Here is a 15326-nt window from a genome sequence, read left to right as displayed (position 1 = left end):
CAGTTCTGTCTTAGACGCCCGTCACCACCACCGAGTCATTGGGTTCCAGATCGACGGTGCCGATCTTGCGGATATGGTCTGCGATCACGTCCCAAATTTGCGGCCCTTCGGTGCCCTCGTTGACCGAGGCCCAGCCCGTCACGACATAGCTGCGCGTCGGGTCAATGCCGGCCCCATCCTTGAGCGAGGTCATGTTCGAAATGCGCTGACCGATCGGCTTGGAGACATCAATGTGATAGCCCATGCCGCCAATGCGCACCATGTCACCGCCCTGCTGGTAATAAGGGTCGGTGTTGAACAGATTGTCGGCCACATCCTCAAGGATCGTCTTGATCGTCTCGCCGGTCATCTCGGTGCGGTAGGTTTCGCCATAGGTCATCGAGGTGACACCAAGGATATCTTCCATCGTGATCTTGTCACCGGGCAGCAAGGACGGCCCCCAGCGCACGCCGGGCGACATCGCGATCTCTGCGTCGCGTTCCGATAGCATCGCCTCGCAGATCAGATCATCCCAGGTGCCGTTAAAGTTGCCCCGGCGATAGAGAAGGCTCGAGGTTTCGCCCACGACTTCCTCGAGTTCCGATTTGAACGGCTCGCGGGTCTTGGTGATCAGCGCGGCCATGTCTTTGTCCGGCTCAATCACATCCGAGAAGATTGGGATCAGCTTGTGACGGAAGCCCATCATCTTGCCATCGCGCACGTCCAGATCAATGCGCGACACGAACTTCCCGTTCGAACCCGAAGCGATCATGATCGTCTCACCGACCAGAACTGGCTCGGGGACGGCGTCATGGGTGTGCCCGGTCAGGATCACGTCGATGCCCTTCACGCGGCCCGCCATTTTGCGGTCCACGTCAAAGCCATTGTGCGACAGACAAACGACCAGATCGACGCCCTTGGCGCGCACCTCATCCACCATCGCCTGCATCCGCTCTTCGCGAATACCGAACGAATAATCGGGGAACATCCATTTCGGGTTTGCGATCGGCAGATAGGGGAACGCCTGCCCGATCACCGCAATCTGGGTGCCGTTGCGCTCAAAGATTTTGTAGGGCTCGTAGGCCGGTTCATCCCATTCCGCGTCAAAGATATTGGCACCGAGGAAGGGGAAGGGCAGCGTGTCAACGATCTCGTTCACGCGGTCTTCGCCGTACGTCCATTCCCAATGCGAGGTCATCGCATCGGTGCCAAGCTGGTTCATGATATCAACCATGTCCTGACCCTTGGTCTTAAGCGCAACCATCGAGCCATGCCAAGTATCGCCGCCATCCAGCACGATCGCCTCGGGGCGCTCGGCGCGGATCGCGTTGACCACGGTCGCCACACGGTCCATGCCACCCATCTTGCCATAGGATTTGGCAAGATCGACATAGTTGTCATAGGTCAGCGCGTAGGCGTCGGGCGTGTCGGGCTTGATATTGAACATATTCAAGAAGTCTTTGCCCGTGACATGGGGCGGCTTGCCGCGCGCATCGCCCACACCAAGGTTGATTTCCGGCTCGCGGAAATAGATCGGCATCGCTTGCGCGTGAATGTCGGTGATGTGGATCAACGTGACGTTGCCCAGCGGTTCGAACTGCAAAAGCTGGTCTTGCGTCATCGTCTGTTGTGCCATCGCGCGTGACCACCGCGAAAGGCCAGATGCACCAAGGATGGTCGAGGCAGCCAAGCTTGCCTGAAGAAATTCCCGCCGGGAAATCATGCTGTGTCTCTCCTTCTTTTCCTCTTTCCGATGGGCGGAAAAAGCACCGTCTCAAACTCTAAATTGACAAACGAATTCAAACAGATAGTAAAAATTGAATATGTCCGAAAGACGCGCGCGGGACAAAGGTTTCCCCTGCCCCGCGCGCAGCATAGTTTACGGACGAACGCCGCCGCCTTCGATCTCAAGCCCCGTGCCGCGCGATGCGACATACAGCTCAAGATTGCGGAACTCTTGCGAACCCGGCTTGAAGGTCTCAGCGCGGGTGTCCCGAATGCAGCCCTTAAAGCGGTTGTGGATCGAAACCACGCCCGCATTCTTCAGACGATAGACCGGGAAACCGGTCAGCTGACCCTGGCTCAGGTGGTCGGCGCGGATGTAATTGCCATAGTTTTCTTCATGGCAAGACGCGCAGGACAGCTCAAGCTGACCATAGCGGGTGTAATACATCTCTTTGCCTTTTTCCCAGAACGGGGCGGCATCGCCGTCGATCTTGACGTTCACAGGCATGCCACGCGACTGAACTGCGATCGCAACCGTCATGTTCTTCATCGGGCCACTATCCCAGCCCCAAGCCTCGGCGCCCATGCGCTCGGTGCGGCAGTCGTTGATGTAGTTTTCCATCGACCACAGCTCGCCCTTGGCGTTGAGATGGGGCATCTTGGCGCGCACGCCTTTCATGCCTTCTTCGATATCGCCATGACAGGAGGCACAGGACTTGCCCTCGGAACCGTCAACGACATTCCAGTTGTCCATGCCTTGTTCACCAAAGACCATGATCGGATTGTCGAAGTCGTCTTGCTCCATCGCCCGCGAGCTGTCGGTGCGGAACAGCCAGCCCGAGTAAACTTCATCAAGGTGACCCTTGAGGAAATCGGCGGCAGGCGCCTTGGTTACGATCGGCGTATCGCCGTTGATGTTAAGTTCGTCATCCGCCATTTCTGCGCGCAAAGGCGCAGTGCACAGCGCCAGAACGGCGGTGGCGGCAAGGATGGTGCGGCTGGTGCGCAGCGTCATATCTCTGGTCCTCCCTGGGTGACCTCTGCGCCCGTCGATCTCCCCATCGGGCGCAGAGTTATCCTTGGTGGGGGCATTCCCTTCGCCCCCGCGGCATTGCCTTATGGCTTAGCCGATCGCGATCGTCTTGCTGTCTTCGTAAATCGACCCGTCATCATCATACCAAGTGAATTTGAACTCACCGGCTTCGGGCACTTTGGCGTCGAATTCGATATAGGGGTTGGTCGAAACAGCCGGGTCGAGCGTGACGTCGATCACGTTCTCACCGTTGAAATCACAGGTAAAACGGTTGATGATTTCCCGCGGGATCACATTGCCGTCTTTGTCTTTGCGCTGACCCGATTCCATCGGATGCGAGATCAGGGTCTTGATGGTGATGACTTCACCGGCGGACGCTGACTTCGGCACTTTCACGCGGGGTTTGACGTTTTTCATATCATGTCTCTCCTGCTATCCGATCAGCCGCCGCAGCCGCCGATGGTGACTTTCACGGTCGATTTCGCTTGCACGAAGCTGCCATCGGCCATCTTTGCAACGGCAACCAGATCCTGCGTTTTCGACAGGCGGATGCGGATCGAGGCGGCTTGCGAACCTGCCAGCGGGCCGAATTTGAACACCGCAACGTCGGGCGTCGGGTTGCCGGGGGCGTAAATCGCGATCTCGGTAGCACCGGGTGCGTCGACCGAAACCGGGACCGTGTTGCCGTTTTCGGCGATCTCGGGAGCGGTCAGCGTCAGGCCACCCTCACCTGCGGCTGCACCGCCGGTGAACTTCGCGATCGCATCGGCCGTAGCATCGGCCAGCGCGGGCAGCGGCAGCACCGAGGCAGCAAAACCACCCATCGCCAGCGCCAGCGCGTCACGTCTGGTCATCGTCATCTTGTCTCTCTCCTCTCGGGTTACTCAGAAAAGGTCACTCTTCCTTAAGCGTCATAAGGAATGCGACCACATCCTCTACTTGTTGACCGTTCAGGATCGGCGGCAGATCGGCAGGCGCAGCCTTGCCGGTATAGCCATCGCCGGGACGAATGAACGGTCCGGTTTTATACATTCCAGGCATCACGGAACCTTCGAACGTGTGCTTGGCGTCAACAACGATACCGCGCAGCTGGGCTTCGCTCCAGCGATCGGCTGCACCGTTCAACTCAGGGCCGATATTGCCCTGAAAGGACGCATCAAGCGCAGACACGACATGGCAGGACACGCAGTTGCCCAGCGATTTGGTCGATGCAACTTCTGCCCCCTTTGTCGGATCGCCCGGTTGGCCAGTCAGTGACTCGGTTACTTCCCCGACATCGGTGAACTTTACATCCATCGGCGCGGTCTCGGCGAACGCGGCGGTAGCGGCGAACGTGGCGGCCACTGCGGCCAACGCAACGTGGCGTTTCATAGAAGTCCTCCCAAATTCTCTCCCTGAGACACATTTAAGCGAGTGCGTTAGCGAGGCGCAACGATAAATTCAAAATTTGGCATATTTTCCGATATGTTTACCCAAACACATCAAAAAAATCGTTTTAAATCAAGATATCTCGCAGGTGCAGAAAGATCCCGCACAGGATTTTCTATGCGGGGTCTTACTGAAAAATAGATCAAATCGACGTGATTACTGCGCCATCTGCTCGGCAACATATTTCTGAAAATTCTGACCGCTCTCGTAGCCGTGATTCTTCACCCAGGTCAAAAGTGCCTTCGTCGTGCCCTTGCCAAAAGCGCCGGGCATCTGCGCCACGGCAGCCTTGTTTGCGGCCACGTCGTCGACCTCTTCGGGGAAGAACATCATCGTGGGCGTGAACATCACCCCCCACTTCATCGCCATGTCCTTTTCGGGCAGCGATTCACCGTCGAAATCGGTGACCTCGACATCGCCAAACAGGTTCATTTGCACGACATAATAATTGTCGGTGATCATTTTCGCGATCTCGGGGTCCGAGAACACCTCTTCATGCATCTTCTTGCAATAGATACAGCCGCGCTGTTCCCAGATCACCAAAAGACGCTTTTTCGCATCATTGGCCGAGGCCAAATCGTCGGACATATCCTTGAAGGTCTCTTGGAACCACGGCTCTTTGTGCAGCCCGTCATCGCCCAGTTCCGCGGCCGCTACCGGCAGCGACAACATCAGGCTCGCGACCAGCGCGGCAAACATGGCAGTCAAAAAACGCATTCTCTCTCTCCCTATTCTTAACCCAAACTTCCGCTGGGCATAACCTCGATCAGGAATTGCCCGATCCAGCGCAGCCCGCCCGTCACGATCAGGAGCGCGAACACGATCAGCATAACTCCCATCGCCTTTTCGACATAGCCCAGCTTGGCACGGTGGCGCGCCATAAAGGCCAGAAACGGCTTGGTGAAAAATGCTGCTATCACAAAGGGGAAGGTCATCCCCACCCCGTAGGCAAACAGCAACAACCCGCCCTGAGTGATATCTCCCATCCCCGAGGCCACCATCAAGATCGCAGCCAGTGCCGGGCCAACGCAGGGCGTCCAGCCAAAGCCAAAAGCCAGCCCCATCACATAGGCCCCGAAAAACGTGGTCGGGTCGGTTTTGGATTCCATGCGCGCCTCACGGTAGAGGAACGGAATGCGGATCACGCCAAGAAAATGCAGCCCGAAGACTAGCAAGATCGCCGCCGCAACATAGGAAAGCGGCCCCATCCATTCGCGAAACGCCGAGCCAAGCGCGGTTGCGCCCATCCCCATCAGCACAAAAATCGTGGTGACACCCAAAGCAAACGCCACCGCCGAAGCGATCATGCGCATCTGCGCACCGCGCGCAATCGCCCCGTCGCTGCGCAGCTCGCTCATCGACAGGCCAGCCATATAAGATAGATAAAACGGAACCATAGGCAAAATGCAGGGCGTCAGGAATGACAATAACCCGGCGAAAAATGCGCCCCCGAAACTTGGATCAATTGGCACGAACACCTCCCTTATTAGCGCCCCGGCCTCCTAACCGTTTCTTGACGCCCCCGTGAAACATATTACGATATTTATATGTAATGGGAGTGCCGTCAATGTTTCGTGAGTCTGCTTGCGCGATTTTTCTCGCTGCCGTGATGGTGGCAGGGCCAACATTCGGGTGGGCCGAGAGCGCCCCAACTCCGGATCCGGTCGCCAATGCGCCCGCGAGCGCATCGACCAAGCCCGCCCCCGCCACACAATCGCGCTTTCGCCTGCTGATGATTGAGCAGGCAGGCTGCGTCTATTGCCGGATGTGGAATCACGATCTTGGTCCGATCTATCCGAAGACCCCCGAGGGCAAAATTGCGCCGCTCGAACGCGCCGATTTACACAAGCCCATGCCCGAGGACGTGACCCTTACGGGGGGCAAGACGATCTATACGCCGACCTTTGTTTTACTCGATAATGGTACTGAAATTGCGCGGATTGAGGGCTATGCGAGCGAAGATTTCTTCTGGGGATTGCTGGGTCAAGCGCTGCAAAGGGCGGGTGCCGATTTGCCGCCACCGGCGCAATAGCCGCTGCGTTTTCGTCGAAATATGAGCGGCGAGGCTTTGTTCCGGCGAATCGCCGTGCTAAAGCCTGTATAGTTTTACCAGTCGGCTGCGCTAATTTATGTGGCCTGCAAGAAGGAAATGGCGGTGCGACAAATGGCACCAGATGGGCGCGATCACGACCTTACCCCTCCCGTTCCCGGTCAGGACGGGAAATGCGCACGTTTGGACGCCGAAGAGCTGCTGTTGCGCGCCCAAGATGCCTCTAACCTGATGAAGGCGCTCGCCCATGAAGGGCGGTTGATGATTCTGTGCCATCTCAGTTCGGGTGAGAAATCGGTGACCGAGTTGGAAAACCTGCTCGAATCGCGTCAGGCTGCGGTCAGCCAACAGCTTGCACGGCTACGCCTTGAGGGGCTTGTCAGTTCACGCCGAGAGGGCAAGGCGATCTATTACACCCTGTCTGATCCGCGCGCGCGGCGGTTGATCGAGGTGGTCTACGAAATGTTTTGCAGCACCGACTAGGCGTAGGTCTTGCAAGGCGTTCAGTTTAGAAGCCGGGCCAGACTTGCCCGGAGGGGAGGCGCGAAATGGAACACCTTCCAATGGGTGTGCTGGCCGCTTTGGTCGGGTTGATCGGCGGCGCGGTGCTGGGATTGGCAGCCCGGTTGGGTGATTTCTGCACGCTGGGCGCGCTGGAAAGCGCCGCTTACGGCGAAGATCAGCGCCGGGTCCGGCTTTGGGGCGTGGTGCTGGCCGTGGCGATCACCGGTTCGTTTCTGGCCGAGGCATTGGGCTGGGCCGATATCACGCACAGCTTCTATCACACGATCCAATGGTCGCCGCTGGCGTCAATCGTCGGCGGGTTGCTGTTTGGCTATGGCATGGCGATGGCGGGCAATTGCGGCTTTGGCGCGCTGGTGCGCTTTGGTGGCGGGGATCTGCGCGCGCTGGTTGTCGTCGTGGTGATGGGCATCTTTGCGTTTGTCACGCTGTCAGGGCCGCTTGCCCATCTACGCCTGCTGATCTTTTCGCAAGACCCGGCAACGTCCCCCCAAGGCATCGCGCATTGGCTCGCCGCGCGCAGCGGTCTGCCGCCCTTGGTCTTTGCGCTCCCGGTGGCGGCGGGCTTTCTTGCGTGGGGGCTGTCTTACAAACCGCTGCGCACGGATACGCGCCGCGTGGCATGGGGCATAGCTGCGGGTCTCGCGGTGGTCTGGTGCTTGATCGGAACCTCGTGGCTGTATGGCGAAAGCATGGGCGCAACCGGGGTCGAGGCCCCCTCCTTTACCGCCCCCTTGGGGCGCACCATCTTGTATTTCATGACCTCCACAGCGGGCGGAATCACCTTTTCCGTCGGGCTGGTCGGGGGCGTGCTTGTGGGTGCTCTCTCCGGCTCGTTGATCCGCGGGTTGTTTCGCTGGGAAGCCTGCGAAGACCCCCGTGAACTGGGCCGCCAAGTCGGCGGCGCGGCCTTGATGGGGATCGGCGGCACAATCGCGCTGGGATGCTCTATCGGGCAAGGCGTGAGCGCAATGTCAGTGCTGGCCTTTTCGGCGCCTGTGACACTCGCTTCAATCATAATCGGCGGGCTGATCGGCCTGCGCCAGTTGATCCACGGCTTCCAACCCGAATAAGCCCCTCATCGCGCAGCGCTGGATTTTTCCGTTGGATGCCTCCGGCGGGAGTATTTCTGGCTAGATGAAATACAAACGCTTTCCCTTTTCATCTGGCTAAAAATACTCCCGCCGGAGGCGCCTGTCCTATCCCCAAACGCGCCGCTGCGTAGGCAGCAAAACCACATAAAAGCGCCCGCGCGAAGGGGTATCCTCGCGCGGGCGTTGGTTTTCAGGAGCAGCCCGATCAGGTCTTGAAGATCCGGTAAATCGCGGGGATCACCAGCACCGTCAACAAGGTCGAGCTTAGCAGACCGAACAGCAGCGAGATCGCCAGACCCTGAAAGATCGGGTCCGCCAAGATTACCACCGCGCCGATCATCGCCGCCACCGCCGTCAACAAGATCGGTTTAAAGCGGATCGCGCCAGCCTCGATCAGGATCTCGGTCTTGGTCTTGTCCGTTTCATCCGCGTGTCGGATGAAATCGACCAGCAGGATCGAGTTGCGCACGATAATCCCCGCCAGCGCGATAAATCCGATCATCGAGGTGGCCGAGAACGGCGCGTGGAAGATCCAGTGGCCCAGCATTATGCCAAGGAAGGTCAGCGGCACCGGCGTCAGGATCACCAGCGGCAGGCGGAAGCTGCCAAATTGTGCCACCACGAGGATATAAATCCCCAGCAGCGCCACGGCAAACGCCGCGCCCATATCGCGGAACGTGACCCACGTCACCTCCCATTCGCCATCCCAAAGCAGCGTGACATGGCTTTCATCCTGAGGCTGACCGTGCAGCGAAATCGTGGGCTTTTCGCCCGGCGCCCATTGCATGTTGTTGATGATATTATCGACGGCCAACATGCCATAGAGCGGTGCCTCGAACTGGCCAGCAAGTTCGGCGGTGACCATCTCGGCCTCGCGCCCGTTATGGCGGAAGATCGGATAGGACGCCTTCTCTTTGGCCACGCTCACGACATCGCCCAGCTCCACCACGCCGCGCGCGCCGGGCAGAACATTGGCCGGGATCGGGGTGGACAGCGTGTTCTCGTTCATCACCTTGTTGGATTTCGAGCGCTCCATCACGATCGGGATTGGCTGGCGTTCCTGGCCGCGATGGGAATAGCCCACCGTGGTCGAGCCGTTCAACATCGCCAGCGTGTCCCAGACATCGCCCTCTTGCACCGAGTAGAATTCCAGATCGTCAGAATTCACCGTCGCGCGCAGCCTATCGGGCTGGATGCCGAACGAATTGTCCACATCCACAATATAAGGCACTTCCTTGAACGCCTTCTCGATTTGACGCGCCGCTGCACGCCGGATTTCCGGGTTGGGGCCGTAGACCTCGGCCAGAAGGGTGGCGATCACCGGTGGGCCGGGGGGTGGTTCGACCGTCTTTAAGCTTGCGCCTTCGGGCAGTTTGATCGCCTTGATCTTGTCGCGGATCTCGATTGCGATTTCATGACTGGAGCGGTTGCGCTCGGCCTTGGGCAACAGCTGAATCTCGACATCGCCCTTGTTGCCCCCTTCGCGCAGGTAGTAATGGCGCACGAGCCCGTTGAAGTTAAAGGGCGCCGCCGTACCTGCATGGGTTTGCGTTGCCAGCACTTCGGGCATTTCCGTCACAATATCAGCGACACGCTGCGCAACATTGTCGGTTTCCTCAACCGAGGTGCCCGCTGGCATGTCGATTACCACCGACAACTCGGACTTGTTGTCGAAAGGCAGTAACTTGACTGTGACATGCTTGGTGTAGATGAGCCCGAGCGAGCCAAAGCTAAGCACCGTCACCACAATCAGGAACAGCCCGGCGCGCCCCTTGGTCTTGAGGATCGGGCGCGCGACTGAGGCATATAGCTTACCAAGCCGCCCGCCTGCCTGATGCCCGCCTTCGCCATCGGCGTGACCATGCAGCTGTGCCTTGCCAGCCACTTTCACCATCAGCCACGGCGTGATGATAACGGCCACGAAGAACGAGAAAATCATCGCCGCCGAGGCCACCGCCGGGATCGGCGACATATACGGCCCCATCATGCCCGACACAAAGAGCATCGGCAAAAGCGCCACCACAACTGTCAGGGTCGCCACGATGGTGGGGTTGCCGACCTCGGCTACCGCCTCAATCGCCTTGGTCACGCGTGACCCCGGCCCCTTCATCGCCCAATGTCGTGCGATGTTTTCAATCACCACGATGGCATCATCGACCAGAATCCCGATCGCGAAAATCAACGCGAATAGCGACACCCGGTTCAGCGTAAAGCCCATCACATAAGCCGCAAACAGCGTCAGCAGAATGGTCACAGGAATGACCACCGCCACCACGATGGATTCACGCCAACCAATCGCCACAAGAACCAAGCCGATAATCGACACTGTCGCCAGTCCAAGGTGGAACAGCAACTCGTTGGCTTTCTCGTTGGCGGTCTCGCCGTAATCGCGGGTGACTTTGACCTCGACATCATCGGGGATCAGCGTGCCGTGCAACTGGTGCATCCGCTCGAGGATCTGTTCCGCGACGACCACCGCGTTCGAGCCTGCGCGCTTGGCAATCGCCAGCGTCACCGCCGGGGTGCGCTCAATCTTGCCGTCCTTATCGCGCTGCACATTCGACACGATCATATCCGCAGCGTCGGGCACATAAGACACCTTGGCCACATCGGCCACATAGACCGGGCGGTTATCGCGCGTGGTCAGCAAAAGCCCTGCGATTTCAGCCGGGGCGACCAGCGTCTTACCGGCAGCCAGCGAGATTTGCTTGCCCTCATTGCGGATCGTGCCGGTGTTGAACGAGCGGTTGGCCTGCGTGACCTTTTGCGAGAGCTGCTGCAAGGTGACGCCATAAAGCGCAAGCTTGTCGGGCTCGGGTTCGATGCGAATCTCGTTGGTCGCCTCGCCCACGATATAGGTCAGACCGACATTGCTGATTTTGGTAACCTCGGTCTGCATCTCGCGCGCGATCCGGGTCAGCTCATCACTGTCGATCTGCGCGCCGTCCTTGCCCGTGAAGGTCAGCGAGACAATCCCCACATCGTCAATCCCGCGCCCCACGATCACCGGATCCGGGATGCCTTTGGGGATGCGATCCATGTTGGCTTGCATCTTTTCATGCACGCGCAAAACGGCGGCATCGGCCGAGGTGCCAACCTTAAAGCGCGCCATCACCAGCGCGTAGTCGTCCTGCGTTTGAGAATAGACGTGCTCGACCTGATTGATGCCCTGCACGATGGTTTCCATCGGCTCGGTCACCAGTTTCATCGCGTCATCGGCCTTTAGCCCCGGCGCCTGAATGTGGATATCAACCATCGGCACCGCGATTTGCGGCTCTTCCTCACGCGGCAGCGAGATCAGCGCCACCATGCCCACCGCAACGGCGGCCAGAACCATCAAAGGCGTCAGCGACGAGCGGATGAACGATTTCGTCAGCGCCCCGGCAATGCCCAGCTTGCCGTGGATTTTTTCGTCTTCGGGCGTCTCGGGCCCGGTTGTCTTCTCACTCATGAGGCACCACCACATCGCCCGGGTTCAACCCGGTGAGAATTTCCAGCATCTCCTGCCCATCAAGATTGGCGCGAACACCCGGCACGACGGTGCGCTCATAGGTGCGATCACCATCCTTCACGCGTATAAAATCCAGCCCCGAGCGGGTCGCGATATAGCTCGCGGGCACCACGATGGTCTGGCGATTGCCCATCGGCAGTTTCACCAACAAACGGGCCGCCACGAAACGCGCGTTCAGATCAGGCACTTCGACATCGGCTTGCACGCGTCCGCCCTCGATTTGCGGGTAGATTTTGGCCAGCTTGCCCTCGATTTCCTTGCCATCGGAATCGGTGATCATGATCGTATCACCCTGCTTAAGCGTATCCGCGTGGCGTTCAGGCACCGACAAACGCAAGAAAAATCCGCCCCCGCCGATTGTCGCAATCGTCTCGCCCGCCATGATCACCGCATCTTTGGTCACGGGAACCGACACCACCTTACCCGCAATCGGGGCCGTGACCGTGCCGTATTTTTCCTGCTGCTGATAGACTTCGCGCTGCGCCTTTTGCGCCGCGATCTGGCCCTCATACACGTTAACCTGCGTCTGCAAGCTATCGACGTTTTGCGAGGTCGACACGCCGCGCGCCATCAGATCCTGACCACGTTTCAATTCTGCTTGGGCATTGCCAAGCTGCGCCTGCAACGCGTTGATCTGCGCATCCACCGCGCCGATCTGATAGACTAGCGTCTGATCGACAATCTTGGCGATGGTTTGCCCGGCGGTCACGTTGTCGCCCTCGGTCACGTCCAACTCGGTGATGGTGCCCGAAAGCTGCGCGCGCGCGGCGATGGTGTTCTTGGCCTCGACCTGACCGTAAACCGATTTCCAATCTGTCACGATCTGGGGCTCGATTGTGATCGGCCCATCGGCGGCGATGACCAATCCCGGCAAGACCATCAGGACAAATGTCAGCGGCAAGACTATCAGTTTCATCTCGATTTCCCTTCCATCCCGGAGGACGCGCGTTTCCCCGGTTATATTCCGGTTCTTGAATGTGACCCCTTACAGCAAAATTCAACCGCCGCGCAAGCCTACTGGGTTGGGCACTGTGTCGCGGCTGCATCGGCCGGGGGCTTTCACGCGCCAGTTTCATGCGCTAAAGCCGTGGGCGCAACAGTCTTGGAGAGATGAGATGCACGATATTCGCGCAATCCGTGAAAACCCCGCTGATTTCGACGCCAAACTTGCGCGCCGGGGGCTCTCGCCGATCTCACCCGAGCTGCTGGCACTGGACGAGGCACGTCGCGCCGCGATTCACGCCGCCGAAACCGCGCAAGCCGCGCAAAACGCCGCCTCCAAACAGGTCGGCGCCGCGAAGGCCAAGGGCGATGACGCCGAGTTCGAACGCCTTCGCGCTTTGGTGGGCGAGAAGAAATCCGAAGTGGCCGCGATGCAGGCCGAGGCCAGCGATCTGGACGCCAAGATGCGGGATCTGCTGCTGACGATCCCGAATCTGCCTCTTGATGAGGTACCAGAAGGCGCGGATGAGGACGAAAACGTCGAGGTCAGCCGCTGGGGCAGCCCGCGCAGCTTTGATTTCGCACCCAAGGAACATTACGAACTGCCCGCCGTCGGCAAAGCGATGGATTTCGAAACAGCCGCCAAACTGTCAGGCGCGCGCTTTGTGGTGCTGAAAGGTGGGGTGGCGCGGGTCCATCGCGCCTTGGCGCAGTTCATGCTCGATCTGCATGTCGATGAGCACGAGCTAAGCGAAAACATCACCCCTGTCCTAGTGCGCGATTCCGCGATGCTGGGTACCGGGCAATTGCCGAAATTCAGCGAAGACAGCTATCAGACCACGAATGGCTGGTGGCTGATTCCTACCGCCGAGGTCACGCTGACCAATTACGCCGCGAATGAAATTTTCGACGCCATTGCCCTGCCCCAACGCATGTGCGCGCATACGAATTGCTTCCGCTCCGAGGCCGGATCGGCGGGCAAGGACACCTCGGGGATGCTGCGTCAGCACCAGTTCGAGAAGGTCGAAATGGTCACGATCTGCCACCCAGACGAGGCATTAGCCGAACACGAGCGCATGACCAAATGCGCCGAGGCCGTGCTAGAGACGCTGGAGCTGCCCTATCGCCGCGTTGTGCTCTGCACGGGCGATATCGGCTTTGGCGCGCAGAAAACCTATGATCTTGAGGTTTGGCTACCCGGTCAAAACACCTATCGCGAGATTTCCTCGATCTCGACCTGCGGTCAATTCCAAGCGCGCCGGATGAATGGCCGTTTCAAGCCCGCCGATGGCGGCAAGCCCGATTTCGTGGCCACGCTGAACGGGTCTGGTCTGGCTGTGGGGCGCTGCCTGATTGCGGTGCTGGAAAACGGTCAGCAAGAGGATGGCTCGGTCACCCTGCCCGCCGCGCTGCACCCCTATCTGGGCGGCAAAACGCGGCTCGTGGATGGCGCGCTGGTCTGATCTTACTGATACCGCATGAAAAAGGGCCCCATCGCGGGGCCCTTTTTTAACTCGAAACGCCGTGTCAGTCGGTCTTTTTGCTCTCACGCCGCTTGCGCGCGGTTTCTTTGTGATCGGCCTTTTTCTTGGCATCAACGTGTTTCTTCAAACGCGACGGGATCGACTTTTTGCGATCCTTGAACGGGTTATCCTGCCCCTGATCGCGCAGATACAGCCGGATTGGCGTGCCGGGCATGTCAAACGCCTCGCGCAGACCGTTGATCAGATAGCGCTCATAGCTCGCAGGGATCTTGTCGGCATAAGTGGTTTTCACCACAAAGCCCGGCGGGCGCGTCTTGGCCTGCGTGATGTAGCGCAGCTTGATGCGGCGTCCCCCCGGAGCGGGCGGCGGATGCGCCTCGACCATCGCGCCGAGCCAGTTGTTCAGCTTGCCCGTGGTGACGCGACGGTTCCAGACCTCATGCGCCTTCAAAATAGCGGCATGCAGCCGGTCGATCCCCTTGCCGGTCTTGGCCGAAACCGTGACCATCGGTGCGCCGCGCAGCTGGGGCAACAAGCGTTCAAACGCCTCGCGCAGCTCTTTCAGCTTTTCGGGTTTGTCTTCTTCGAGATCCCATTTATTGGCGGCAACCACCACTGCGCGCCCCTCGGTCTCGGCAAAATCAGCGATGCGCAAGTCTTGGGTTTCAAAGGGAATATTGACGTCTAACAAGACCACGACGACCTCGGCAAAGCGCACCGCGCGCAAGCCATCCGCCACCGACAGCTTTTCCAGCTTGTCGTTGATTTTGCCGCGTTTGCGCATCCCGGCGGTGTCCCAGATCCGCATCGGCGTGCCCATGAACGTATTGGTCACCGAAATCGCATCCCGCGTGATCCCCGCCTCGGGGCCAGTCAGTAGACGGTCTTCGCGGATGATCTTGTTGATCAGCGTGGATTTGCCCGCATTGGGCCGCCCGATCACCGCCAGTTGCAACGGTTTCGCAGCCGAGGGCGGCTGGTAGGCGGGAATGTCGCCCTCTTCTAGCTCATCATCAAGCACAACATCGGTTTCAGGCGTGTTGGCAGCGTTTTTGGCGGCAAACTCATCGGCCAGCGGCACCAGAGTGGTGTAAAGATCATCAAGACCCTCGCCGTGCTCTGCCGAAATGCGCAAAGGCTCGCCAAGACCCAAAGACCAGGCCTCAAGCGCGCCCGCATCGCCCGCAGCGCCCTCGGCCTTGTTGGCGGCCAAAATGACATGGGCGTTCTTTTTGCGCAGAATGTCGGCGAAAATCTCATCCGCCGGGGTCACGCCAACGCGCGCGTCGATCAGGAACAGGCAGATATCGGCCTCTTCGACCGCGCGCTCGGTCAGGCGACGCATCCGACCTTGCAGGCTGTCATCCTCGGCCAGTTCCAGACCGGCTGAGTCGATGACAATAAAGCGCAGATCGCCCAGCCGCGCATCGCCCTCGCGCAGATCGCGCGTGACGCCGGGCGTGTTGTCGACCAGCGCCAAACGCTTGCCCACCAGACGGTTGAACAGGGTCGATTTGCCGACATTCGGGCGGCCGACGATGGCCAGGGTAAAGCTCAT

14 protein-coding genes are annotated in these 15326 nt (G+C 59.2%); 4 read left to right on the top strand and 10 right to left on the bottom strand.

Features of this window, described 5'->3' with window-relative positions; translation table 11 throughout:
- Positions 1–10: 10 nt before the first annotated feature.
- The 7 genes from soxB to ACN0SD_RS03430 all read right to left on the bottom strand — a co-directional run bounded on the left by soxB (position 11) and on the right by ACN0SD_RS03430 (position 5637).
- A complete protein-coding gene (gene soxB, locus ACN0SD_RS03460; protein ID WP_417806828.1) occupies positions 11–1702 on the bottom strand; it encodes a thiosulfohydrolase SoxB in 1692 nt (563 codons plus the stop codon).
- Between the two features lie 156 nt (positions 1703–1858).
- On the bottom strand, positions 1859–2719 hold the full coding sequence (gene soxA / locus ACN0SD_RS03455) for a sulfur oxidation c-type cytochrome SoxA (RefSeq protein WP_417806827.1): 861 nt from the start codon (positions 2717–2719) through the stop codon (positions 1859–1861).
- A gap of 108 nt (positions 2720–2827) precedes the next feature.
- On the bottom strand, positions 2828–3154 hold the full coding sequence (gene soxZ / locus ACN0SD_RS03450; protein WP_417806826.1) for a thiosulfate oxidation carrier complex protein SoxZ: 327 nt from the start codon (positions 3152–3154) through the stop codon (positions 2828–2830).
- A gap of 23 nt (positions 3155–3177) precedes the next feature.
- Entirely contained in the window at positions 3178–3597 is a 420-nt protein-coding gene (gene soxY, locus ACN0SD_RS03445; RefSeq protein WP_417806825.1) for a thiosulfate oxidation carrier protein SoxY, read from the bottom strand.
- Positions 3598–3631: 34 nt separating this feature from the next.
- Positions 3632–4108 carry a sulfur oxidation c-type cytochrome SoxX gene (soxX, locus tag ACN0SD_RS03440; RefSeq protein ID WP_417806824.1) on the bottom strand — a complete coding sequence of 159 codons (477 nt, stop codon included), beginning with the start codon at positions 4106–4108 and terminating at the stop codon, positions 3632–3634.
- A 213-nt stretch (positions 4109–4321) separates the two neighbouring features.
- Positions 4322–4882, bottom strand: coding sequence for a thioredoxin family protein (locus tag ACN0SD_RS03435; RefSeq protein WP_417806823.1), 561 nt, complete (start codon positions 4880–4882; stop codon positions 4322–4324).
- Positions 4883–4899: 17 nt separating this feature from the next.
- On the bottom strand, positions 4900–5637 hold the full coding sequence (locus tag ACN0SD_RS03430; protein WP_417806822.1) for a cytochrome c biogenesis CcdA family protein: 738 nt from the start codon (positions 5635–5637) through the stop codon (positions 4900–4902).
- A gap of 95 nt (positions 5638–5732) precedes the next feature.
- Here ACN0SD_RS03430 and ACN0SD_RS03425 point away from each other — a divergent pair, with 95 nt between their 5' ends.
- From ACN0SD_RS03425 to ACN0SD_RS03415, 3 genes are all read left to right on the top strand, one after another.
- Complete coding sequence (locus ACN0SD_RS03425) at positions 5733–6197, top strand: hypothetical protein (RefSeq protein WP_417806821.1); 465 nt, start codon at positions 5733–5735, stop codon at positions 6195–6197.
- Between the two features lie 249 nt (positions 6198–6446).
- Positions 6447–6698 carry an ArsR/SmtB family transcription factor gene (locus tag ACN0SD_RS03420; protein ID WP_417807185.1) on the top strand — a complete coding sequence of 84 codons (252 nt, stop codon included), beginning with the start codon at positions 6447–6449 and terminating at the stop codon, positions 6696–6698.
- A 65-nt stretch (positions 6699–6763) separates the two neighbouring features.
- Positions 6764–7810, top strand: a complete 1047-nt coding sequence (locus ACN0SD_RS03415; RefSeq protein ID WP_417806820.1) for a YeeE/YedE family protein — start codon at positions 6764–6766, stop codon at positions 7808–7810.
- 226 nt (positions 7811–8036) lie between these two features.
- Here ACN0SD_RS03415 and ACN0SD_RS03410 read toward each other — a convergent pair whose 3' ends face one another.
- Positions 8037–11282: an efflux RND transporter permease subunit gene (locus tag ACN0SD_RS03410; protein WP_417806819.1), complete on the bottom strand. Its 3246-nt coding sequence runs from the start codon at positions 11280–11282 to the stop codon at positions 8037–8039.
- Positions 11275–12258: an efflux RND transporter periplasmic adaptor subunit gene (locus tag ACN0SD_RS03405; protein WP_417806818.1), complete on the bottom strand. Its 984-nt coding sequence runs from the start codon at positions 12256–12258 to the stop codon at positions 11275–11277. Before ACN0SD_RS03405 ends, ACN0SD_RS03410 begins: the two co-directional genes overlap by 8 nt.
- 199 nt (positions 12259–12457) lie before the next feature.
- On the opposite strand from ACN0SD_RS03405, the gene serS reads away from it, so the two are divergent.
- Entirely contained in the window at positions 12458–13747 is a 1290-nt protein-coding gene (gene serS, locus ACN0SD_RS03400) for a serine--tRNA ligase (RefSeq protein WP_417806817.1), read from the top strand.
- Positions 13748–13811: 64 nt separating this feature from the next.
- Here serS and der read toward each other — a convergent pair whose 3' ends face one another.
- Positions 13812–15326 (bottom strand): ribosome biogenesis GTPase Der, encoded by a 1515-nt coding sequence (gene der / locus ACN0SD_RS03395; RefSeq protein ID WP_417806816.1) that lies wholly within the window; start codon positions 15324–15326, stop codon positions 13812–13814.

The organism is Thioclava sp. (genome assembly GCF_048263065.1).
GTDB lineage: Bacteria > Pseudomonadota > Alphaproteobacteria > Rhodobacterales > Rhodobacteraceae > Thioclava.
This window is presented reverse-complemented; position numbering and strand designations above follow the sequence as displayed.